17 protein-coding genes are annotated in these 21,727 nt (G+C 65.7%); 9 read left to right on the plus strand and 8 right to left on the minus strand.

The window, feature by feature from the left end; genetic code table 11:
* Positions 1 to 405: 405 nt before the first annotated feature.
* The 3 genes from katG to hslO form a co-directional block, all read right to left on the minus strand.
* Complete coding sequence (katG, locus tag BDD21_RS19305) at positions 406 to 2,580, minus strand: catalase/peroxidase HPI (RefSeq protein ID WP_120798542.1); 2,175 nt, start codon at positions 2,578 to 2,580, stop codon at positions 406 to 408.
* 285 nt (positions 2,581 to 2,865) lie between these two features.
* Positions 2,866 to 4,116 (minus strand): NupC/NupG family nucleoside CNT transporter, encoded by a 1,251-nt coding sequence (locus tag BDD21_RS19310; RefSeq protein ID WP_120798543.1) that lies wholly within the window; start codon positions 4,114 to 4,116, stop codon positions 2,866 to 2,868.
* Positions 4,117 to 4,130: 14 nt separating this feature from the next.
* Positions 4,131 to 5,003: an Hsp33 family molecular chaperone HslO gene (gene hslO, locus BDD21_RS19315; protein ID WP_120798544.1), complete on the minus strand. Its 873-nt coding sequence runs from the start codon at positions 5,001 to 5,003 to the stop codon at positions 4,131 to 4,133.
* 266 nt (positions 5,004 to 5,269) lie between these two features.
* Here hslO and BDD21_RS27975 point away from each other — a divergent pair, with 266 nt between their 5' ends.
* Entirely contained in the window at positions 5,270 to 5,440 is a 171-nt protein-coding gene (locus BDD21_RS27975; RefSeq protein ID WP_170164825.1) for a hypothetical protein, read from the plus strand.
* A 56-nt stretch (positions 5,441 to 5,496) separates the two neighbouring features.
* Here BDD21_RS27975 and BDD21_RS19320 read toward each other — a convergent pair whose 3' ends face one another.
* Positions 5,497 to 6,339 (minus strand): metallophosphoesterase family protein, encoded by an 843-nt coding sequence (locus tag BDD21_RS19320; RefSeq protein ID WP_120798545.1) that lies wholly within the window; start codon positions 6,337 to 6,339, stop codon positions 5,497 to 5,499.
* 435 nt (positions 6,340 to 6,774) lie between these two features.
* A complete protein-coding gene (locus BDD21_RS19325) occupies positions 6,775 to 7,089 on the minus strand; it encodes a thiamine-binding protein (RefSeq protein WP_120798546.1) in 315 nt (104 codons plus the stop codon).
* Between the two features lie 149 nt (positions 7,090 to 7,238).
* On the opposite strand from BDD21_RS19325, the gene BDD21_RS19330 reads away from it, so the two are divergent.
* From BDD21_RS19330 to BDD21_RS19340, 3 genes are all read left to right on the plus strand, one after another.
* Positions 7,239 to 7,718 carry a hypothetical protein gene (locus BDD21_RS19330; RefSeq protein ID WP_120798547.1) on the plus strand — a complete coding sequence of 160 codons (480 nt, stop codon included), beginning with the start codon at positions 7,239 to 7,241 and terminating at the stop codon, positions 7,716 to 7,718.
* Between the two features lie 140 nt (positions 7,719 to 7,858).
* Entirely contained in the window at positions 7,859 to 8,149 is a 291-nt protein-coding gene (locus BDD21_RS19335) for a DUF6489 family protein (protein WP_120798548.1), read from the plus strand.
* 29 nt (positions 8,150 to 8,178) lie between these two features.
* Positions 8,179 to 8,433, plus strand: a complete 255-nt coding sequence (locus BDD21_RS19340; RefSeq protein WP_120798549.1) for a hypothetical protein — start codon at positions 8,179 to 8,181, stop codon at positions 8,431 to 8,433.
* A 28-nt stretch (positions 8,434 to 8,461) separates the two neighbouring features.
* Here BDD21_RS19340 and BDD21_RS19345 read toward each other — a convergent pair whose 3' ends face one another.
* From BDD21_RS19345 to purM, 3 genes are read right to left on the minus strand one after another with little or no spacing between them, the layout of a single operon-like run.
* Positions 8,462 to 9,268, minus strand: a complete 807-nt coding sequence (locus BDD21_RS19345) for a cold shock and DUF1294 domain-containing protein (protein WP_120800018.1) — start codon at positions 9,266 to 9,268, stop codon at positions 8,462 to 8,464.
* Positions 9,269 to 9,328: 60 nt separating this feature from the next.
* Complete coding sequence (gene purN / locus BDD21_RS19350; RefSeq protein ID WP_120800019.1) at positions 9,329 to 10,048, minus strand: phosphoribosylglycinamide formyltransferase; 720 nt, start codon at positions 10,046 to 10,048, stop codon at positions 9,329 to 9,331.
* Positions 10,041 to 11,114, minus strand: a complete 1,074-nt coding sequence (purM, locus tag BDD21_RS19355; RefSeq protein ID WP_120798550.1) for a phosphoribosylformylglycinamidine cyclo-ligase — start codon at positions 11,112 to 11,114, stop codon at positions 10,041 to 10,043. The genes purN and purM overlap by 8 nt, the downstream gene beginning before the upstream one ends.
* A gap of 227 nt (positions 11,115 to 11,341) precedes the next feature.
* Here purM and BDD21_RS19360 point away from each other — a divergent pair, with 227 nt between their 5' ends.
* From BDD21_RS19360 to BDD21_RS19380, 5 genes are all read left to right on the plus strand, one after another.
* On the plus strand, positions 11,342 to 11,899 hold the full coding sequence (locus BDD21_RS19360; RefSeq protein WP_120798551.1) for a CDP-alcohol phosphatidyltransferase family protein: 558 nt from the start codon (positions 11,342 to 11,344) through the stop codon (positions 11,897 to 11,899).
* Between the two features lie 17 nt (positions 11,900 to 11,916).
* Positions 11,917 to 13,404 (plus strand): hypothetical protein, encoded by a 1,488-nt coding sequence (locus tag BDD21_RS19365; protein WP_120798552.1) that lies wholly within the window; start codon positions 11,917 to 11,919, stop codon positions 13,402 to 13,404.
* Positions 13,401 to 15,257, plus strand: coding sequence for an SrfA family protein (locus tag BDD21_RS19370; protein ID WP_120798553.1), 1,857 nt, complete (start codon positions 13,401 to 13,403; stop codon positions 15,255 to 15,257). Before BDD21_RS19365 ends, BDD21_RS19370 begins: the two co-directional genes overlap by 4 nt.
* A 99-nt stretch (positions 15,258 to 15,356) precedes the next feature.
* Positions 15,357 to 18,350 (plus strand): virulence factor SrfB, encoded by a 2,994-nt coding sequence (locus BDD21_RS19375; protein ID WP_120798554.1) that lies wholly within the window; start codon positions 15,357 to 15,359, stop codon positions 18,348 to 18,350.
* A 429-nt stretch (positions 18,351 to 18,779) separates the two neighbouring features.
* The gene (locus tag BDD21_RS19380) at positions 18,780 to 21,557 is read left to right on the plus strand and encodes a putative virulence factor (protein WP_120798555.1); all 2,778 of its coding nucleotides are present in this window, start codon (positions 18,780 to 18,782) and stop codon (positions 21,555 to 21,557) included.
* The last annotated feature ends 170 nt before the right edge of the window (positions 21,558 to 21,727 follow it).

Here is a 21,727-nt window from a genome sequence, read left to right on the forward strand (position 1 = left end):
ATCCACGGTCACCGCATCGGCTCGCGCGGCCAACCAAATCGCGTCACGGCCCGTGTGCCTGGCCAAGCGCCGCGCCGAACCCTCTGTAACGCAGCCCGCCTGCTCGATCAGGACGCCGTGAGGCGATGTCCCGTAGGCGACGTCGGTATCGGCGTTGCGCTCGTTCCACATGTGCTCTCTGCTCCTCGTGTGGTGTCGTCGCAGTCCGGGGGATGATGCGACATCGTCGATCGAGATCGCAGTGCGCTCGGGCAAATCGGCAGGATCTCGGGAATTCGAACTCTCGTTGGGCGCATATCATCCTTGTGATGGCCGGAAGCCGCTGTGACTCAGCGGCTCCCGGTGGCTTTGCCGCATCCCGACGACGCCTCGCAGGCGGCGCGGGAGGCGATGCCGGATCTTAGGTTAAACAGCGTCGAAGCGGTCGGCGTTCATGACCTTCGTCCATGCAGCGACGAAGTCTTGCACGAACTTTTCCCTGTTGTCATCCTGCGCGTAGACCTCGGCATAGGCGCGCAGGATTGCGTTGGACCCGAACACGAGATCCACTCGGGTCGCCGTCCACTTGACCTCATCCGTCCTGCGGTCTCGGATGTCATACAGGTTGTTGCCTGTTGGCTTCCAGGTGTAGGCCATATCCGTCAGATTCACAAAGAAGTCGTTCGTCAGAACGCCTTCCCGATCGGTGAACGCGCCGTGCTTGGTGCCTCCGTGATTGGTGCCCAACACACGCATGCCGCCGACCAGCGCCGTCATCTCGTGTGCGGTCAGACCCATGAGCTGCGTGCGGTCGAGCATCATCTCTTCGGGACTGACGACATAGTCCTTCTTGAGCCAGTTGCGATAGCCGTCATGGATGGGCTCCAGCGGTTCGAATGACTCGACATCCGTCATCTCGGCGGTGGCATCGCCGCGACCGGGGGTGAAGGGGACAGAGACCGCCACACCGGCTGCCTTGGCCGCCTGCTCGATCCCGACATTGCCGGCAAGCACGATGACATCGGCCAGGCTGGCGCCGGTCTCGGCCGCGATACCCTCGAGCACGCCCAGCACCTTGGCCAGACGCGCGGGCTCGTTGCCCTCCCAGTCCTTCTGCGGGGCCAGGCGGATGCGCGCACCGTTGGCACCACCGCGCATGTCCGATCCGCGGAAGGTCCGCGCGCTGTCCCAGGCGGTAGCGACCATGTCGCCGACGCTCAGACTGCTGGCCGCGATCTTGGCCTTCACGGCGTCGACAGCGTAATCAGTTCGGCCGGCGGGCACCGGATCCTGCCAGATGAGGTCTTCCTGCGGAACATCGGGGCCGATGTAGCGCGCCTTGGGACCCATGTCACGATGCGTCAGCTTGAACCAGGCCCGCGCGAAGACCTCCGAGAAGTACTCGGGATCCTTGTAGAACCGCTCGGAGATCTCCCGATACGCCGGGTCCATCTTCATGGCCATGTCGGCATCGGTCATGATCGGGTTGTAGCGGATCGAAGGATCCTCGACATCAACGGGCTTGTCCTCTTCCTTGATGTCCTTGGGCTCCCACTGCCAGGCACCGGCAGGGCTCTTTTTGAGCTCCCACTCATGCTCGAGCAGCATGGCGAAGTAGCCGTTGTCCCACTGCGTGGGGTGGGTCGTCCAGGCGCCTTCGATGCCGCTGGACACGGTGTCGCGGCCGATGCCGCGGCTGGTGTGGTTGTTCCAGCCAAGGCCCTGCTCCTGCACATCGGCCGCTTCGGGCGTCGGCCCAAGCAGACCGGCATCGCCATTGCCGTGGCACTTGCCGACGGTATGGCCACCGGCGGTCAAGGCGACGGTTTCCTCGTCGTTCATCGCCATGCGCGCGAAGGTGACGCGCACGTCGTGCGCCGTGCGCAAGGGGTCGGGTTTGCCGTCGACTCCTTCGGGATTGACGTAGATCAAGCCCATCATCACGGCGGCCAGGGGGTTTTCCAGCTCCCGATCGCCCGAGTAGCGGCTGTCGGGGTTGTCGCTGGGTGCCAGCCACTCCTTCTCGGAGCCCCAGTAGGTGTCCTTCTCGGGATGCCAAATGTCTTCGCGGCCAAAGGCAAAACCGTAGGTCTTCAGTCCCATCGATTCATAGGCTACGGTGCCGGCGAGAACGATCAGGTCGGCCCAACTGATCTTGTTGCCGTATTTTTTCTTGATCGGCCAAAGCAGACGACGCGCCTTGTCCAGGTTCACGTTGTCGGGCCAACTGTTGATCGGAGCAAACCGCTGATTGCCCGTGCCGGCACCGCCGCGGCCGTCCGCAATCCGATAGGTGCCCGCGGCGTGCCAGGACATCCGAATCATCAGACCGCCGTAATGGCCCCAATCCGCGGGCCACCAGTCCTGGCTGTCGGTCATCGCGGCGCGGAGATCGGTCTTGAGCGCCTCCACATCGAGTGTCTTGACGGCTTCACGATAGTTGAAGTCCTGCCCCATCGGATTGGTCTTGGTGTCGTGCTGATGCAGGATGTCGAGGTTCAGCGCCTTCGGCCACCAGTCCATGACCGATGTTCCGGCGGTCGTATTCCCGCCGTGCATGACAGGGCATTTGCCGGCAGTCGTTATCTCGGTTTTGTCCATCTCTGTCTCCTGATTGTGGCTTCGTTGTCCGAAGTCGGTTTGTCTTGGGTGCTCAGCGAGCACACATCGAGAATACGGACAGTCAGTGGGGATGGCCAATCGTTTGCCTGGATGCCGTAGATCGGTTATGCCGATTGAATCTAAGATATCGATAGGAAATTAGTTTTGGCGGCAATGCTGTGTCAGTCTGCTGTATCGGTCTGCTCCGTCGGTCGGGTGTGCTCCGCGAGGCACGGCACACCCCGGGCAGGGTCCGAGCGGGATGAGGCCGGGGGGTGACCTCCTCTAAAGAATCACGGCAACGATCGCCCCCGTCGACAGCGTCGCCATGGTCCCGGCAAGGACTGATTTCAGCCCGAGCGCGACGATCTCGTCGCGCCGTTCCCGTGCCATGGCTCCGAGGCCGCCGATCATGATGCCGAGGCTCCCGAGATTGGCGAAGCCGCACAGTGCATAGGTCATGATTAGTCGGCTGCGCTCGCTGAGCTCGGCACTCGGGGTGCCGGCGAGCTCCAGGTAGGCAATCAACTCGTTGAGGATGGTCTTGACACCCATAAGGGAGCCGGCAACCTGCGCCTCGGACCAGGGGATGCCGATCAACCAGACGACCGGAGCCATGGCCCAACCGAGGATACGCTGTGCGGTCAAGGGCTCGCCGGCCACCGTCGGTAGGAGAGCCAGTAGTTGGTTGGCGAGGCTCACCAGTGCGACCATCACGATCAACATCGCCAGGATGTTGAGCCAGAGCGGGATGGCATCGAGTGTTCCGCGGGTGATGGCGTCCATGCTGCTGCGTGACGCGTTCGGGATGGCGACGATCGCCCGATCCGCCTCGTCCGCCTGCTCCGGCACCAGGATGCCGGCGATCATCAAGGCCGCGGGTGCGCTGATCAGGGATGCGGTGAGGATGTGTCCCATGGCATCCGGCACGGTGTCTGCGAGGATCCCGGCGTAGAGCACCATGACGGTCCCGGCGACGGTCGCCATGCCGCAGGTCATGAGTGCGAAGAGTGCCGAGCGCGACAGTCCCGCCAAGTAGGGCCGGATCAAGAGTGGCGCTTCGGTCATGCCGACGAAGACGTTCGCCGCAGCCCCGAGCCCGAGCGCCCCTCCTGTTCCCATGGTCCGTCGCAACAGCCAGGCGAAGCCGCGCACCAGCAGCGGCAGCACGCGCCAATAAAAGAGCAGGGCGGAGACTGCACTCATCACCAGGATCAGCGGCAGGGCCTGGAAGGCGAGCACGAAGCTGTTCTGAGGATAGCGCGTCTCGAAGGGTGCCGCGCCCCCGCCGAGGAAGCCGAAGACCAGCTCGGTGCCGGCTTGGGTGGCGCGCTGCACCGCGAGCACCAGGTCGGTCAGCCCCAGAAAGGCCGTCTGGGCGAGCGGCAGCTTCAGTAACAAGAGCGCAAGGGCGATCTGGAGCGCCAAGCCCGCGAGGACCAGGCGAGGACTGACCGCGCGTCGGCGCTCGCTCGCGAGCCAGGCCAGACCGAGGATGACGCCCAGCCCGAGCAGGGGCTGCAGGGTGCTCAGCATACGCCCGGACCGGATCAGTGCTGCGAGGGCGAGGGCTCGTGACGAGTCAGCTCGGCGAAGAGCTGTTTGGCGTCCACCGCGTCGAAGGCGTAGTTGCGGTTGCAGAACTCGCAGGTGACGCTGACCGCGCCCTCCTCGGCGAGGATGTCGTCCACCTCGGCCGGGCCGAGGAGCTTGAGGGTCTCCTCGATCCGGGTGCGCGAGCAGCCGCACCGAAAGGCGATCGGTTCGGGCTCGAAGAGCCGGATCGACTCCTCGTTGAAGAGCCGATACAGAAGATCGCCCGTGGATTGGCCGGTCAGTTCCTCGCGTGTCAGTGTGCCGGCCAGCATCCCGATGCGCTCCCAGTCTTCGTCGCTCAGACCCTCGCCGGGGAGGCGCTGCAACAGCAGCCCGGCAGCGCGGTGCTCTCCGGCCGTGAGCCAGAGTCGCGTCGGGAGCTGCTCGGAGTCAACGAAATAACGCTCGATCGCTGCGGAGAGATCTGCCCCTTCCAGCGGCACGATTCCCTGATAGGGCTCGGCGCCGCGCCGCTCGATCGTCAAGGCCAAATGGCCCCCTCCGAAGCGCGCCGCGAGCGTTCCGTCGGCGGGCACCTCGCCTTCCCAGCGGGCAAGCCCGCGAATCTTGTGCTCGTGAGTCGCCTGCGCAACCAGGGTGCGGATGGGCCCTTTCCCTTGTGCCTGTAGGATCAGCGAGCCCTCGAACTTGATCGTCGAGGCGAGCAGCGTCACGGCGGCCAGCGACTCCCCGAGCGGATCGCGAACCGCCTCCGGGTAGGGATGTGCGCCGAGGACGGCACGCCAGGCTGCATCCAGATGGACGAGGTTGCCGCGAATCCCGATGTTCTCGAAGGTGAAGCGGTAAAGACGATCCGAGTCGCTCATCTCATACTCCAAGGGCGGTACTCCAAAGGGCCGATTGTTGCCCTGTTACATCTTGTTGCAATTTGTCATCGATCACGTCGTTTGTCCGATCCGCAGCGTCGGATGCTTCGGAACACCCCGATCGCACCTGTTGTCGCTCTTGGTTTCAATCCGTTACATGCGCCGCCCGGATGCGTCATCGGCGCCGGGTGAGGCTGGAGGAGGCTTGTAACTAATTAAGGAAACGCTAATATTGGAGTCAACGTTGTAGCTAAAAGGAAACAATCATGATGCCCCTTATCCTAAGTCTGATCACGGCAACCCTCTTCTTGATCTTGGCCGGCGCGACCTACGGAGCCGAGGCGCTCCTGAGCAAGGCATGGATCCCGATGGTGTTCTGGGGGCTGCTCGGGTCCGGGGTCACCGTCTACATCCTGAGCGAGCAAGCCAAGCAGTGACCGTCATGACATCCATCGAACCCCGGTGCGCCTCTGCGCACCGGCGCTTGACCCGATCAAACGTGACCTGAATCCCGCAGGAATTCTTCGACAGATCCAGCGAGGTCGCGCTCTCCAGCGAGAACGGCCGGCTCGAAGCCTCGTCTCCAATAGGGCATCAACAGACGTGCCTGACGCCACTCCTCGAAGAGAATGCGCGCCAAGGGTCCGCCCTCCTCGATAAAGCCCGAATCACGGAAATCCCGCTCCGCGCGAGCACGGTCGTAGTCGAACCGCACGATCTCCCACGTCCACCGCCCCCGACGCTCTTCGAGCAAGGCATAGCTTCCGCGCATATCGCCGTCGAACGGCGAGCCGACCGAGCCGACGTTCAGGATGGGTGTGCCGTCCAGCTCGCGGTGCAGGGGTCGATGCGTGTGCGCCGTCACGAACAGGGCGACATCCACCGGGAGATTGCCGCGGATCTCCTCGTCGGAAACACCGGCCGAGATCCCGAAGCGGTTCCCGGCCATGGTCCCGTGCGTGACATGCACCCAGCTGGAATCGCGCTCGCCGTGGAAACACAGATGATCCGGCCAGCCTTCAAGTGCCGCGAGACGCTCGCGGACCTGCTCGTAGGTCCAGTCGGCAAACCGCCGCATCTGTCCCTCGAGCTCGGTGCGGGGCGGTTCCCGAGAGCAGCGCAGGATCCAAGCCTCGTGATTGCCCTTCACCGGCAACCAGCCGCGTGTCCGGCGCAGCTCGTCGAACAGCTCGACACAGGCAAGGCTGCTCGGCCCGCGATTGACCAGGTCCCCGTCCATCACCACCAGATCCGGATTCCAGTCGAGGATCCGCTCGACCGCGACCTCCATCGCCGGCAGGTTGGCTTGAACATCGGAAAAGATCGCAACCTTCATAAACCATGTCTCGTTTTAAACCGCGTCCGGCGCGGTGAGGTGAGTGGTGGGTGGTGAGCCGCAGCTTGACATCCCTTTGCGATGTTGCGTCGACGCGGTTTAAACCGCGCCCGGCCCGGTATGCGATGTTTTGGGATGGGATCGGCCCCGGCAGACTTGACAACCGCTGGAGCCTGCGCGGTTTAAAATCATAAAAAATATATCATTTTAAACTGCGTCCCCGCTAAGGGCTGTGGCTACACCAAACGCTGAACTCACTCGAATATGAGTATCTCGCTCTGGACTCAGTTTAAGTATCTAATTGAAGTTAATGCCATAACTGAATAACTTTTAGATCATAAAAATTCCTGAACCGCGTCAAGCTCCGCCCGCCGATCGTGGCCACTGGCCCCATCAGCCCCGCGAACCCTCCATATCGTGCCGGACGGACGCGGTTCAGCAGGCGACCTGCCCGATCTGCCTCCGCACCGACTCGACCTTCCCCTCTATGCGTCCGGTTTGCCCCGGCCGGATGTCGAGCTTGGCCGTGGCATAGACGCGCTCGCAGCCTGCCGCCTCGAGGATCGCGTAGGCGCGCTCCATCAACGCGAGTGCCTCGGGCAGGGTGTCGGTTTCGACGACGGTGCCCATCGGCGAGAGTCGGTAGTCGTGGCCACTGTCACGGATCATGGCGATGACGGGGGCGACGAAGCCGCTCACACCGGCGCCTCGGTCCACGGGAAAGATGCTGAGATCGAGAAGAACGGACATGATAAAACCTCAGGAATGCACCTGGTCCTGCCGAGGGCCGAGGCATGGAAACCGAACGAGGATTGCCCTGCGGCGGACCTGAACTATAGACTGACGCGCATTAGACGCCCTGCATCCGCCGGGAACAAGTCGACCGTAAAGGATTTGCAATGGCCACCCAGACCGACACCGAGATCCCGACCGATGCCGCCGAGCCGGATTGGGAAACCCCCTTGTCGCTCACACTGACCCCGTCACTCCTCATTCACTCCTTAATGGGGACAGCCAGCGCGGTCCACACGGCTTGGACCAGCTGTGTCGACGATTCTTTGGTCATTTCCGACCTGGTCTCGATGGAGGATCGCGCCGGCAACTATGTTCGACTGGCCGAGCAGGAGTTCGTCGAGGACGATCAGCCCGGCACCGTCTGGCATGACTGGACGCTAGAGGTGCGCATCGGCACCGTGCTGACGACCGGGCACTGGCAGTTCCCGGTCACCGCGCATCCTTCCGAGTGGGAGTGGAACGCACGCGAGGCCGCTCGCGCATTCGAGCGCGCCTGTCTCTTGGTCGGGCGCCGGGTGCGCCGCACCATGGCCGTGGAGGATCCCGCGCCGACCGACTCGGTCCCGCGCGCGAGTCGGCACTAAACCGCGCCCGGTGCGGTATGCGGATCGGCCGGGAGTGACGCCCACGGTCGTTGCGAAGCGTCTTGATTCAGCCCGCGTCATCGTCCAGAGTTATCGGGCAGGCGGGGCAACGTGCCGCGCCGCGCTCCAAGGAGAGAGGCATGAAGATGAGTTTCGATGTCGAGATGACGCCGGAAGAAATGCGCAAGCTGTTGGGTTTGCCGGATGTCGAAGCCTTTCAACGCCAGTTGATGGACGACATCCGCGAGCGCATGGTCGCCGGCACCGAGGGTTACGACCCGATCAAGCTCTTCCAGCCCTACGTGACCGGGACCATGGCCTCGTGGGACATGTTCCAGAAAATGCTGACGAATGCGACGAGCATGTCCTCGGGCGCAGCGGGCTCGGGCAGCGACAGCTCGGACACCGAGTCTAAGACGCGACGAAAATAGTGCGCACGACACCGCGGAGGAGATGACGAATGGTTCACCGATTGCTGATCCTCGGCTGCAGAACCATGCGCGACGGGGTGGTCGTTTCCGCTATCTTTTTCGTCGCGGCTCTGTTGCTCTTCACGGCCGTGCGTTATGTCCTGCCCGACCTGGCCTACCTGCAGCAGATCGTCCTGTTCTTCGCGCTCGTGCTCATCATCCTCGCGCCGGTCGTGCTCATCTCGACCTTTCTCCTGTCGGTGATCCCGGGCGCTCGCGAGAGGCTCGACAAGTGTGAGCATTGATGGATCGGACCGAGACCGGTGTGTGCTTTTAGCGGTTAATCGTAAAATAGTTGGATAAATGATCTGCGATCGGCTGAAATTGCTCCAGCACTGTCTCGGGCGAGACCATCCAGAGACTCCAAAAACCGACATGGAGCACGACGATGAGCCAGAAGGTCACCTGATAGCTCGTTTTGACGGTCTTGTGACGCATCATCTGCTGGGCGATATAAGCCCCTGGCCATCCGCCCGCCGCCTCGACCAGATGGAGCGAGGACTCCGGAATGCGCCAGTTGCCTCGGATCGCACGGAGCTTATCGCGGGCGTACATCAGAAAGGCAAGTGAGCTGAAGACCGGGTAGGCGATGAAAGGGAGAGGCGTCAGCGGCGCCATCGTGGCGGCAGCGACGAGACACACCAGCGCTAGAAGGGCGACCATGGCGGTCTGGGCATTGAGCGGGAGCGGTTTGAGCGTCTGGTCGCGCGTGCTTCGAGCGCGCGACGGAAGCACGCGGCCGACATGCCTTCGACTGCCGTCGACGCGACCTCCGGCTCTCTCCTTGCGGAAGTGGTCCGGTTTCGTCCTGACCTCGGGAGCAGCCTGCGCCGCTGCCCTGCCTGCGTCACCTGCTGCAACCGCTTTGATCACCCGCTGACCGCGCCCCCGCGGGTCGTCGCTGGCGCTGAAGACGAGGTACGTGCCGATGTTGGGGGTCAAGCCTGCAGGGAGCGCACTGACGTGGACGAAGACGTCCTTGCCGCCATCGTTCGGCCGGATGAATCCGAACCCCTTGGCCCCGTCCCATCGAGCCAACGTCCCTTCGCGCAAGCGGTTTCTGTCCGTTTGAATTTCCATTTCGGTCTCTTTGGCTTGTTGCAACAATGTCCCCGGTTCCGGGGATCGCGAGTCAATCGATCATCTTGTCCGCGCCGCGCGCACTTGGGGAGACTCGTCGCCCGTTCCGAAACCATCGGAGCCGGTCGCGGTATCGATCATGATCGGCGACATCAGCGGCGCGCCGTCCAACCACGGCCGGCCATCCTCCTCCAATCGCAGGCGCCCTTGCGCGAACCAGCCGACCGCCCGTGGATAGATGATGTGCTCCTGCGCGAGCACCCGTTGCGCCAATGTCGCGGCGTCCTCTCTCGGATGGATTGCAAGTCGAGCCTGAATGACGACCGGTCCGCCGTCGAGCTCGGGTGTGACAAAGTGGACGCTGGCGCCATGCTCGCGCTCCTCGGCGTCCAAAGCGCGCTGATGGGTCTGGAGCCCCCGGAATTTGGGTAAGAGCGAGGGATGAATGTTGAGCATTCGTCCGGCATAGTGCTCGACGAAAGCGGGCGTGAGGATGCGCATGAAGCCGGCCAGGATGACCAAGTCGGGCGCATAGCGATCGATCAGGTCGCGCAGCTCCGCCTCGTAAGGCTCGCGCCCCGCATAATCGCGATGGTCCAGCACCTCGGCCGGGATGCCCGCGCGGCGAGCCCGTTCCAGGCCGAAGGCATCCGCGCGGTTGCTGATGACGGCGACGATCTCGAAGGCCCCGCCGTCTGCCGCTTCGTCCATCAAGGCTTGCAGGTTGCTGCCGCTGCCCGAAATCAAGGCGACGACGCGCAGGCGTACGCCATCAGACATGCGCGGCCTCGCCGACATAGCGCACCGACGAGGGTCCTTGACCCGCCTCGACCTGTCCAATCACCCGGGCATCCTCGCCGCCGGCGCGCAACAGCTCGAGCGCCTGATCCAAATCGGCTGCGTCGACGGCTACCACCATCCCGATCCCGCAGTTGAAGGTGCGCAGCATCTCGGCATCGTCGATGCCGCCCTTGGACTGGAGCCAATCGAACACCGACGGGCGGGTCCAGCTCGCGACATCCAGGACGGCGCGCGTGTCGTCCGGCAGCACCCGCGGCAGATTCTCGGTCAGTCCGCCGCCCGTGATGTGGGCGAGGGCGTGCACCCGGATGGCCCGGGTCAAGGGCAGAACCGACCTGACATAGATGCGAGTCGGTGCCAGCAGCCGCTCGCCGAGGCTGGCGCCGTCTAGGTCCTCGCCGAGATCCGCGCCGCTGACCTCGATCACCTTGCGGATCAGCGAGTAGCCGTTGGAGTGCGGACCGGATGCGGCAAGACCGATTAGGAGGTCGCCCGGTCGAACGCGGTCCGGGACGATGAGATCGTCCTTCTCCGCGATCCCGACACAGAAGCCGGCGAGGTCGTAGTCTCCGGGGCGATAGATACCCGGCATCTCGGCCGTCTCGCCGCCGGTCAAGGCGCAGCCGGCGAACTCGCAGCCGCGCGCGATGCCCGAGATGACGGACGCGGCGACCTCGACATCGAGCTGGCCTGTGGCGTAATAGTCGAGAAAAAACAAGGGTTCGGCGCCGCTGACCAGGATGTCGTTCGCGCACATGGCGACCAGATCGATGCCGATGCTGTCGTGCCGACCCAGCTCGATCGCGAGTTTGAGCTTGGTGCCCACGCCGTCCGTGCCCGAGACCAGCACGGGTTGCCGATAATCGGCGAGCGGGAGCTCGAAGAGCGCCCCGAATCCGCCCAAACCAGTGATGACGCCGGGTCGAGTGGTGGCGGCGGCAAGCGGTTTGATGCGCTCGACAAGCCGGGCGCCGGCGTCGATGTCGACACCGGCGTCGCGATAACTGAGGGATGGCGATGAGGGCGGGGCGGAATCCTGCGTCACGCTTTGGCTCCAAGGGAGGGTTCGGCCGTTTATTCTAGCAGTCCGGCCGGGCACGCAGTACGGGCGATGGACTTTGTCGGCGTCGCCGGGCGGGTCGATCGCAACGGCGAGGGTGCACCGCGGTAGGGCAGTAGGGCATTCGGCTTGGACAGGCGCCACAGACCCGGCTAGCATCAACCGCATAGGCATCAAGGTTTGGTGCCGCCCCCGGCGACCGGAGTCTGTGCGTGAAGCTCAGGGATATTCCAAACATCATCAGCGTCCTGCGACTTGTCGCGGTCGCACCCACTATGTATCTCCTCGCGGCCGGCGAATACGGCTGGGCCTTGGCATTGTTTGCCGCAGCCGGCGTGTCGGACGGCCTGGACGGCTATCTGGCGAAACGTTTCGACTGGCGTACGCGCTTGGGCGGGATTCTGGACCCGCTCGCCGACAAGGCATTGCTGGTCGGGTGTTTTCTGGTCCTGGGCTGGCAGGGGCTGGTTCCGGTCTGGCTCGTGATCGCCGTGATCCTGCGGGATCTCGTGATCGTAACGGGAGCAGTCGTCTACAACTATCGCGTCGAGGCGGTCGAGGCCGCGCCCTTGCCGATCAGTAAGCTCAACACCGTGCTCCAGATTGTGCTGGTGGTGATGGTCATCATGGCTGCGGGTCCGTTCCATCTGCCGGAAGTGTGGATCGAGACGATGATCTGGGCCTGTTTCGTGACCGTCGTCGTCAGCGGCGCGCAGTATGTGTGGATCTGGGGCCACAAGGCGCGGCAGCGCGGTTGGCGGGAGCATTGATTGTACGGGAGGCTCGGTTGGCACCATCACTGCGGGTCGCACGGGTCGACATCGGCGGCTATCGGCTGCCGACCGAGGAGCTTGTCGGGCTCGACGACCTGCATCGGGAGCTTCAGACCCTCATCCGCCGGCATCTGCCGGGTGTCGTCGCATCGGTCTTCGCCTTGCCCGTGCCCTGCGCCGACGGCAAGACGGTCGACTGGTACAGCGATCTTCCGGGCCAGCCGACGCGACTGACCGCCTTGCCGGCCGCGCGTCGTGCCGCCATGAAGGCCAAGCTCGAGGAACGGCTGGATGCCTTGCGCCGGCTCGCCGATGCGTTGCCGACGCGGGTGAAGGGCTCCGAGTCCATCGCCGCCATCCTGCGTGCCGCGACCCGGTATCCGGACGACTCCCACGCCTATGTCATCGGCGACGAGCCCGTGCTCACGCTCTGGGGGTTCGTCTTGGTCGAGGAGCCCGGGCGTGGGCGTTCGAATGGCCCCGTCCTCGCCTCGGCCTCCGCGCCCGAGCCGCCCGTCCGGCGCCGCTTCCGATGGGGTTGGGCGGTCACGGTCGCGCTGATCCTTGGAGCCGGTCTCGCGGGCGGCGGCTGGCTCTGGCTCGACCGGCGCGAGGCGGACTCGCTCGCCGCGGAGCTGCAGGCCGCGCTGGATGCGGCCTGTGTCGGGCAAGATCGGCTCGGGGCGCTTGCGTTGCGGATCGACCGGCTTGATCCCGAGGGCGAGGGCTACGCCGAGCTGCGCGAGCGGATCGCGGCCGAGCAGGCCCGCTGTGCGGCGGCCGCATCGCTCGATCGCGAGGTGATCGCCGCCGACTGGGATTGCGCGCGGTTGAACGAGATTCGAGTGGATTTGGCCGGGTCGGACGAGAGCTCGCCGAGGTCCGGACCGGATCTCGATCGCGAGCCCTTTGCCGGCATCGTTGCGCGGCTCGACGAGCGTGTCGGTGTCTGCGAGACCTCGGCGCAGGCGGCGGCGGAGCTGGAGCGTCGGCTCGGCAACTGTGCGGCGCTGGCCGAGCTGGGCAGCGCGATCGCTCTGCCTGAGTCCGAGCCGGCGTCCGAGGACGCACCGGACGAAACGCCTTGGCAACCGGTCCGGGAGCGCCTGGGTCGAGAGCTTGCAGGTTGCGCCGAGGCCGATCGACTCGTCGTCGCGCTTGATGCGGCACTGGGGGCTGACGACGGCGGATGTACGGCCCTGCTGAAGCTGGACCGCGAGTCGGCGGGGCTCGATGTCACCCGCGCACCGCTCGCGGCCCTGCGGGAGCGATTCGACGCCGAGTTGGCCCGCTGCGCCCGCGCCCAAACCTATCGTCAGAAGCTGGTGGATGCTCAAATGGACTGTGCCGCCTTGCGGACACTCGATCGGGAGCTGACCGCCGAGGACGCCGAGCGCGAGCCGCTGCGTGCGATCCGCGGCAGGCTCGACGAGGCGCTGTTGCGCTGCGATACCCTGGAAAAACTGGAAGAGGCCGTCGGCGAGGGGCTCAAGCAACCATGATCGGACCTTTACTGCGCACCGGAACACTCACCGACTATCACCCGGTCGGCGCCGTCGGCCACCCGGTGTATCTCGCCGCGGCCCAACTGCGCGCCGCCTTGGCGCGTCGGCTCGGCCCGGATCTCGCCGACAGCTTCGCCATCCCGCAACGCAACGAGGACGGCGATACGCTGGATTGGTACGCACCGCGCCCGGGCCCGGTCGTGCCCTGGAGTGCCGCGAGCCCAGAGGAGCGACTCTCGGCCCAAAGCCAGCTCTTGGAGAACCGCACCCGGATCGACGCGCTTGCGCGCACCATGCAGGCCGATCCGGATCCCGAGCGTCATGTCTTCGCCCGGCTGCTCGCCCATGTCTTCAACTTTCCGGACGAGGATCACGTCTATCTGGTCGACGGCCGCCCGGTCATGAGCTTTTGGGGCTTTGTCCGCGATCGCGAGGCAGTCGGCTCGGACCCCTTGGTGAATCTGGGACGGTTTGCCGCCCCGCCGACGGAGTGGTCGCTCGACCTGACCGACGAGCCCGGGCAGGTCCGGAGTCCGGAACCGACCCCTCGCCGCGGTCTCCCTTGGTGGATCTGGTTTCCGCTCCTGCTGCTCGGGCTGGTGCTGCTGCTTTTCTTCCTGTTGCGCGGCTGCGTGCCCGACGCTTCGACGCCCTTCGCCGAGTGGGCCCCGGACTGGGTCCCGGACTGGGTTGCGGAGGAACTCACCCCGATTCTCGGAGAGCCGCCGGCCGATGATCCGCTCTTGCTCGACCCGGCGATTCGAGACGAGTCGGTCATTCGCGATGTGACGATTGATTCCGGACAGCTGCGGGACCGCACCCTGATCGAGCGCGACATCCGGAGCGACCGAACGACCGACACCAGTTCCGTTTCGGTGACCGACCGGGACGTGGTGCTGGACGAGGCGGACGCCTCGGGGAGCGAATCGACGCGCCTGCTGGACGAGATCGATAGCCTGTCTGAAGGGGCGTCGGTCTTGGACGAGACGATCGGAGCGGATGCGGGGGAGGGGACCGAGGGGCTGCCTTTGGCCCTCGACGAAGTGCTCGATCCAGATGCGGCCGAGACTGTGCCGATCGAGGGCGAGATTCCGGTCCCGGATGCCGAGTTGCCCTTGATCGACTCGCTCCCGAGCGACCTGCCCCCGGACGATTCGGCCCCGATCGATCCCACCGGCGAAGCACCCCTACCGACCGACCTCGACGCGGATACCGGTATCGTCGATCCTGTGTTGGATCCCACGCTGTCCGATCCGATTGCGGCCGAGGAGGGGTCTTCCGAGACGCCGTCTGGCCAGGATACCTCGGACGCCGTCTCCTCCGAAGAAGGTACCGAGCCGCCGACGGGGGAGGGCGAGCCGATCCCGGCGACGCCCGGTCTACCTGGCTCGACCGCAGGCGAATCCGAAGGCGCGCCCGGTGCGGTTCCGGGCACCGCATCACCCAAGCGCGGAGCAGCCGGACCCAGCACGACGCCCAGCGCGTCCACACCCGGCGGAACCCCGCAGGCGCTTGGTGGCCTGGCCAGCGGCTGGCGCACCGCCACCTCTCTGCAGGACCCCAAGACCGGCCTGCCGATCCAGATGGAATACCGCACCCAAGAGGGTCAGGGTCAATTGCGACTCAAGCGCCACGATGGCAGCGTCTGCCAAAGCGGTGCCGAGGCATCCGTGAAGGGCGAGCGTCTGGTGATCGACAGCAGCGGGGATATCCGCTGCGTCGACGGCACCAACTTCGGTCGGCCGAGCGTGGAGTGTGCGCCGGGCAAGGACGGCAAACCCGATTGCGTCGGCCGTTATCCCGGCGGCGGTACCTTCTCGATCGACGTGCAGGGCGCGACCGGTGAATGAGACTAAACCGCGCTGGCTCCAACGGTCGTCAAGTCCGCCGAGGCCGACACCATCCAAAAACATCGCATTCCGCGCTGGGCGCGGTTTAGGTTATAGGCCATGCTCGCGAGACTGGTGAATTTCGAAACCAAGGTGACGCTGATCGCCGACAGCGGCGTTCAGTTCCTCGACTTCGGCTTGACCCTCGCGTTGCGCAAGGCTCTGCCCGGCGAGTTCGTGGTGCAGGAGAGCAACCGCTCGCTCGCGCGCCTGCTCTATGACGAGCGCACCAACCAGCTCTACTGGCCCGACCGCCCCGGCATTCCTCTGAAGTCCCAACTGAGCGTGCCGGTCGACGACTCGGCCCGCCTGCTCGACGGTATCTGGCTGCCGGTACCCGTGCTGCGGCTGCACCCGCCGAGGCGCTTTGCGGCCGGTCCCGAGACCTGGGCGCGGTTGCGGCTCTTGGCCCTGTCCGCGGAGGAGGCCGCCGCGACCGATCACACCCATCGGCTCACCCTCGCCATCGACACCAATCTGCTGGCCGATGCCGAAGACCTGCGCTATCTGGCCCCGACCGAGGCCGATGTGGGCGCGGGCGCGGCCTTCGCCTTCGCGCACCGCGCGCACGAGATCGGCTGGTTCCCGGAGCTGCCCTGGGTGGCGGGCTGGATCCAGGAGGTCTTCGACGAGCGTGCCGGCCCGCGCCTGCGTCTGCCGCCCGAGGACGTGGAGGCTGAGCGCGAGCGTCTCGCCCACCATGCCCATTATCTCAACCTGCTCGCGGTGATCGGCGAGTCCGGCTGTATCCCCGAGATCAAGCTGCTCGGCAACAAGGCGACCGACGTGCAGCCGGCGGTGCCGGTCGACATGGTGCTGGACGTCGGCAACTCGCGCACCTGCGGCATCCTCATCGAGCAGCACGCCAAGGAGGGCGACGTGCTCGGACGCCGTTACGAGCTGGAGCTGCGCGATCTGTCCCAGCCGCAGCACCGCTACAACGAGCCCTTCGAGAGCCGCGTCGAGCTCGCCCAGGCGACCTTCGGCAAGGAGCACTGGGCGCACAAGAGCGGACGCGCCGGGGCCTTCCTCTGGCCGACCATCGCCCGCGTCGGGCCGGAGGCCGCGCGCATGGCCGGGCGTCGCCGCGGTACCGAAGGGGCTACCGGCATCTCCAGCCCCAAGCGCTATCTCTGGGACGAGGACCGCTTCGACACCGGCTGGCGCTTCAACAGCGCCTTCGTGCGGACCGAGATCGAGCCGATGGCCACGGCCGCGCCCTTCTGCAATCTCATCAACGAGGTCGGCACGGCGCTCTACACCTTGCCCGAGGCCGACCGCATGCCGGTCTTCATGCCGCACTATTCGCGCAGCGCCATGATGATGTTCATGCTCGCCGAGGTCCTGACCCAGGCGCTCTGCCAGATCAACAGTCCGGCCCAGCGTCTGCGCATGCCCACGGCCGACCTGCCGCGGCATCTGCGCACGCTCATCCTGACCATCCCGCCCTCCATGCCCAAGCAGGAGCGCGATCTCTTCGCCGAGCGGATGCACCAAGCCGTCGGACTGGTCTGGAAGGCGTTCGGCTGGCACCCAGAGGACGCGCCGATCGAGGGGCCCGGCGCCGAGCTGGCCTGGCCCCCGTTCCCGACCATCGAGGTGCGCTGGGACGAGGCGACCTGCAGCCAGGCGGTCTATCTCTACAGCGAGATCCAGAACACCTTCGCCGGGCGCGCGGAGGAGCTGTTCGCGATGGCCGGGCGGGTCCGCGACGCCGAGACCGGGGGCAGAACCGCCGGAGAGGGGCCGCGCCTGCGCATCGCGACCGTGGACATCGGCGGCGGCACCACGGATCTCGTCATCAACGACTATCGGCTCGAAGGCGGCCGCACGGGCGCCAATCGCACCATCGAGCCCGAGCAGCGCTTTCGCGACGGCTTCAAGGTCGCCGGCGACGACATCCTCCTCGAGGTCATCGGCGCGACCCTGGTGCCGGCCCTCAAGGAGGCCGTGACCGTCGCCGGGGTCGACGAGCCCGACGCGCTGCTGTCGCGCCTCATCGGCTCGGATCCCGTCGATGTCCAGGAGGGGATGCTCCGTCAGCAGTTGGCGCTGCAGGTGCTTTACCCGGCCGGGCTCGCGGTGCTCAAGGCGTACGAGCGGTTCGATCCGGTCCACGGCAGCGAGCCGCATACCCTCGCGCTCTCCGAGCTGGTCGCCGAGATCAGTCCCGAGGGGCCGACCGACGCCGTCCTGGACTGGTTCGCCGGCGGCGTGCGCGACGCGACCGGCGGGACGGTCACCGGCTTTTCGCTGCTGGACTGCCCGGTCAGGCTTGATCTCGACCGCACCCATCAGTTGTTCATGGAGGAGCGCCTCGAGGTCACCCGTGCCGTGCGGTCCCTGTGCGAGATCGCGCACCTCTACGACTGCGACCTGCTTCTGCTGACCGGGCGCCCGTCGCGCCTGCCGGGTTTCCAGGCGCTGGTGCGGGCACTCCTGCCGTTGCCGCCGGATCGGATCATCGCGATGCACGACTATCGCACCGGTGCCTGGTATCCCTTCAATCGACGCGGACGCATCGCCGACCCCAAGACCACGGCCGCGGTCGGCGCCATGCTCTGCCTGCTCGGGCAGGGTCGTCTGCCTAATTTCTCGTTCCGAGCCAACGCCTTCCGTCCCTATTCGACGATTCGCTATCTCGGCATGATCGACCGCAACCGGATGATCAAGGCCGGCGATGTCTATTACAGCGACGTGGACCTCGACGATCCCGAGTACCAGTTGCCCGAGACCACCATCCCCATGACCGGGGTGATGCACATCGGTTATCGTCAACTCGCCGCCGAGCGCTGGGGTGCGCAGCCGCTCTATCTGCTCGACTTCGCCGACGACGAGGTCCGCCGTCTGCTCTACACCCAAGGCGGCGTGCTCCAGGTGCGTTTGGAGCGGATGCGCGGGGTGAATGCCGAGCGGTTCCGAGTCGCCGCCGTAGAGCTGGAAGGCGGCCGTGCCTTCGGCCGCGGTGTCGTGGCCCTGAAGCTCAATACCTTGACCAGCATCGGGTTCGATCAGGACAGTTACTGGCTCGACAGCGGGTCGATTTTCAGGTGAGCGCGGTCGCGGATCAGCGGGTGTTGCTCATCGATCCGCATATCGCCGATCGGATCGGTAGGGTGGACAAGCGCAGCGCAGTCCACCAGTGTCGGCGCGGGATTCGGTGGACTTCGCTTTCGCTCGTCCACCCTACAGGCCGGGCCCATGTACAAGCTTGACTGCGTCGCGTTGAAGCGGCGTGGTGCCGATCATGTGGCCCGCTTGATGGCCGGCATGTCGACACAGGAGCAACTCGAATTTTGGCGCAAGCGGACCGAGCTCATGCGACTTCGACAGAAACAACAGCGCAAGCAGTCGTCAATGGGATGATTCAATGATCATGCTGATCAATGGGTTGTAGGATGGGTAGAGCGCAGCGAAACCCATCAAGCCTCGGCGCGGGAGTTGACCAAGGATTTCATTGATGATGAATCAAGCGAAGAGACCATGACCGATACATCGCACGCGTCGCGCGCAGCCGACCTGATTCGCCACAGCCGCGCCCTGTACGAGGGCAGCGGCGAAGCAATCGATTGGGTGGCCGAGACCCGCCGTCACTCCCAGCGGCTCGACCGCGAGTCCGACAGCCTGACCGATAAGCTCAGACGCACCCGCAACCTCGCCACCCGGCTCGGCCGTGCGGCCGGGCGCTCGGTCAGCGTCGGCTTCTTCGGCCTGTCGCAAGCCGGCAAGTCCTATCTGATCTCCGCCCTGGCGGCCGGGGAGAGCGGCGAGCTTGAGACCGAGGTCGAGGGCCGACGGCTGAACTTCATCCAGCACGTGAACCCGCCCGGCCACGGCAAGGAGGCTACCGGGTTGGTGACCCGCTTTACTCGCCGGCCGAGCACGGCGCCGCGAGGCTATCCGCTGGAGCTGTCGCTCTTCTCCGAGGTCGATCTCGCCAAGGTGCTCGGCAACGCCTTCTTCAACGACTTCGACCGCGAGCAGGTCGAGGTCGACCTCTCGCCCGGCCATCTGCGCCGACACCTTGCCGCCTTGCAGGCCCGCCGCACCGCCGCGCCAACCGGCGGCGTGAGCGAGGACGACGTGGTCGATCTGCTTGAGTATTTCGAGAAGCGCTTCCCCAAGACCACCGAGCAGCTCAAGGCCGATTATTGGCCCACCGCGATCGCGCTGGCGCCCTATCTGGAGCCGCCGGACCGCGCCGCGCTCTTCTCCGTGCTCTGGGGCGAGGTGCGCGAGCTGACCGAGACCTATCTGGCTCTGCGCCGGGGGTTGGCCGACGCCGGTCACGCCGAGGCCGCCTATGCCCCGCTTGCCGCGCTGGTGCGCACCGACGCGAGCGGCGAGCTAAGCCAGGGCGACAGCATCATGAACGTCGACATCCTCGAGCGGCTCGGGCGCGACGACGCCGACCGTATCGAGATCGTCCCGCGTCGCGGCGAGACCCTGCTGCCGGCTGTCTCGCTGCCGCGCTCGCTGCTCGCGGCCCTGACCACGGAGCTGCGTTTCGTGCTCGCCGAGACCCCGCGCACGGGGCTCTTGGAGCAGGTCGATCTGCTCGACTTCCCCGGCTATCGCGGGCGTCTCGCGGTCGCGAACCTGGCCGAGGTGCGCAAGCAGCTTCAGGACGATCAGGTCGACCCGGTCGCCCAACTGGTGCTGCGCGGCAAGGTCGCCTTCCTCTTCGAGCGCTACACGGACGATCAGGAGATGAATCTCTTGGTGCTCTGCGCCCCCTCGCACAAACAGAGCGATGTCAAAGACCTGGGACCGGTTCTGGAGACCTGGGTCCATGCCACGCAGGGTGCGGATCCGGCCACCCGCGCGCGCCGCGATCCGGGCCTCATCTGGGCCTTCACCATGTTCGACTTTCGCCTCAACCCGGTCCCGAGCGAGACCGAGGACCTGATGCGTAAGGGCTGGGAAGGCATGATGAAGCTCGCCCTCCTGGAGCGCTTCGGCGCCTACGACTGGCTGCGCGAATGGTCGCCCGGCAAGCCCTTCGACAACCTCTTTCTGGTGCGCAAGCCGCGCATGGCGACCGCCGTCATCGAAACGGACGAGACCGGCGAGCTCGCCATCCTGCCCGGCCAACGGTCCCGTCTCGACCTCTTGCGGCGCACCTTCTGCGAGGATTCGACCGTTCAGAAGCATCTCGCGGATCCACACGCCGCCTGGGACGCGATGCTCAGCTTCAACGACGGCGGCATTTCCCGTCTCGCCGACTATCTCGGCCGGGTCGCCGCGCCCGAGGGCAAGCTCGCCCGGATCGGCGAGCAGCTCGACGCGGGGATCGAGGAGCTCGTCCGGCATCGCTTCGGAGTCTATTTCCGCGCGGAGGGCGCGGCCGAGGTCGACAACAAACGCCGTCTCGCCGATCGGGTGGTCGGGGCGCTGCGTCAGCGACCCAATCGCTTCGCCGCCCTGCTCGGCGCGTTGCAGCCGCCCAAGGAGGGACTGCGCGCACTTTATCTGCGTGCCGACGCCGCGGCCGGCCAACCGGCACCGGCGATCTCGGCCGCCGCGCCGGATACGGCCCGCACCCCGGCGCCAAGCGGCGACGGCGGCCTGATCGATCTCGATGCCCTGCTCGGCGGGGCCTCGTCCGGCTATCCATCGGGTACGGACCGTGCGTCCACCAAGGGCGGCGCGGATGCACCGGCCCCCGCGGCGACCAACGAGAACGCGGCACGCTTCGTCCGCGCCGTCCTCAGCTACTGGGTCGGTCACCTCAAGGCACTGCCCGAGGATCCACACTGGCTGCGCCACATGGGCCTGGACAAGGGCGCGCTCGAAGATCTGATCGGCGAGCTGATCACCGGCGCCGACCGCTCGGGGCTCGATCAAGCCCTGATCGGCCTGATCGACAGCGCCGAGTCCCAGACCGCGGCGATGCGCTCTCAGCTCGCCGAGCGACAGGTCTACGCCACCGCAACGCGCATCAATCGATTCGTCGATTACCTCGGCACCGACGACCTGCCGCCCGACGATCGTCCGCGCTCCCTGGTCGGCCCACAGCGCCCGGTCTTTGCCCCGCCGCCGCCGATCCCGCACCGCGGCATGCCCCTGCTGCCCGAGACCCCGGTGAACTTCCCCGCGCTCTACATCGTCGACTGGTTCGAGGCGTTTCGTGCGCTCGCCATCGCCAACGCAGGCCACGCCGCCGGGCGGGACATCTCGCCGGAGCAGAATGCCCGGCTCGGCCAGATCCTGGCCCTGGTTGCCGGGAACAGCCCCGTAGGCGCTGTAGGGGCGACTTAAACCGCGTCCAGAGCGAGATGCTCAATTTTCGAGTGAGCTCAACGTTTGGTGTATCCACGGCCCTGAGCGGGGGCGCGGTTTAAGGTGATTTCCGGAAAGGGATCTACGGGCAGAGCCGCAAACATGAACAGTTGTCGAGGGCTCTACTCGTTGTCGTTGTCGTTGTCGTG

It is taken from the genome of Thiocapsa rosea (genome assembly GCF_003634315.1).
GTDB classification, from domain to species: Bacteria; Pseudomonadota; Gammaproteobacteria; order Chromatiales; family Chromatiaceae; genus Thiocapsa; species Thiocapsa rosea.

Coding starts and splice junctions, on each gene's coding strand:
- katG (WP_120798542.1), bottom strand. CDS start 2,580: ATGGACAAAACCGAGATAACGACTGCCGGCAAATGCCCTGTCATGCAC.
- BDD21_RS19310 (WP_120798543.1), bottom strand. CDS start 4,116: ATGCTGAGCACCCTGCAGCCCCTGCTCGGGCTGGGCGTCATCCTCGGT.
- hslO (WP_120798544.1), bottom strand. CDS start 5,003: ATGAGCGACTCGGATCGTCTTTACCGCTTCACCTTCGAGAACATCGGG.
- BDD21_RS27975 (WP_170164825.1), top strand. CDS start 5,270: ATGATGCCCCTTATCCTAAGTCTGATCACGGCAACCCTCTTCTTGATC.
- BDD21_RS19320 (WP_120798545.1), bottom strand. CDS start 6,339: ATGAAGGTTGCGATCTTTTCCGATGTTCAAGCCAACCTGCCGGCGATG.
- BDD21_RS19325 (WP_120798546.1), bottom strand. CDS start 7,089: ATGTCCGTTCTTCTCGATCTCAGCATCTTTCCCGTGGACCGAGGCGCC.
- BDD21_RS19330 (WP_120798547.1), top strand. CDS start 7,239: ATGGCCACCCAGACCGACACCGAGATCCCGACCGATGCCGCCGAGCCG.
- BDD21_RS19335 (WP_120798548.1), top strand. CDS start 7,859: ATGAAGATGAGTTTCGATGTCGAGATGACGCCGGAAGAAATGCGCAAG.
- BDD21_RS19340 (WP_120798549.1), top strand. CDS start 8,179: ATGGTTCACCGATTGCTGATCCTCGGCTGCAGAACCATGCGCGACGGG.
- BDD21_RS19345 (WP_120800018.1), bottom strand. CDS start 9,268: ATGGAAATTCAAACGGACAGAAACCGCTTGCGCGAAGGGACGTTGGCT.
- purN (WP_120800019.1), bottom strand. CDS start 10,048: ATGTCTGATGGCGTACGCCTGCGCGTCGTCGCCTTGATTTCGGGCAGC.
- BDD21_RS19370 (WP_120798553.1), top strand. CDS start 13,401: ATGATCGGACCTTTACTGCGCACCGGAACACTCACCGACTATCACCCG.
- BDD21_RS19375 (WP_120798554.1), top strand. CDS start 15,357: ATGCTCGCGAGACTGGTGAATTTCGAAACCAAGGTGACGCTGATCGCC.
- BDD21_RS19380 (WP_120798555.1), top strand. CDS start 18,780: ATGACCGATACATCGCACGCGTCGCGCGCAGCCGACCTGATTCGCCAC.